Below are 594 nucleotides of genomic sequence, written 5' to 3'. Positions count from 1 at the left end.
CCCGCCAGTTGCACGGTGCCCACGACAAGGCCCGCGAGGCGCTGGAAACCGCGCGGCAGAACCAGAAGCGGCTGGCGGCCGGCCAGGCCGAGCTCAATCCCGAAACCGTGCGGCTGATGAGCTATCTGCGCGACGCCGGCATCGATGCGCGCCCGGTGTGCGATCTGGTGCGGGTCAGCGACGGCGCCTGGCAGTACGCCATCGAGGGTTACCTGCGCAGCAATGTCGAGGCGCTGCTGATTCCCGACCAGGACGAGGAGCGCGCGGTCAAGCTGTATCGCGGGCTGTCCGGCGGGCGTGCGGTCTATGGCGTGAAGCTGGCGCTGTCCAGCCAGGCACGCAATTCGCGGGGGGCCGAAACGCCGTCCGCCGGCAGCGTCGCGGCGCTGTTGGAAGGCGTCAACGCCGATGCACTGGCGTTCCTGCGCCGGCAGCTGGGCGAACTGCGCTGCGTGGAGACCGAAGCCGAGCTGGTGCGCAGCCGCCAGGGCCTGACCCGTGACGGCCTGCTCTCGTGCGGTGGCAGCTCGAACGTCTGCGTTTGCCGGCGGCCACCGACCTGCGCATCGGCGCGTCGGACACCGCGCGCGGTTG

The 594-nt window shown here is 71.0% G+C and carries 1 pseudogene; it reads left to right on the top strand.

Annotated elements, in window-relative coordinates:
* Positions 1-594 (top strand): annotated as a pseudogene (locus JCM9942_RS17705) (hypothetical protein); the annotation flags it as partial.

Origin of the sequence: Stenotrophomonas pictorum JCM 9942 (assembly GCF_001310775.1) — a bacterium.
GTDB lineage: Bacteria > Pseudomonadota > Gammaproteobacteria > Xanthomonadales > Xanthomonadaceae > Stenotrophomonas > Stenotrophomonas pictorum.
This window is presented reverse-complemented; position numbering and strand designations above follow the sequence as displayed.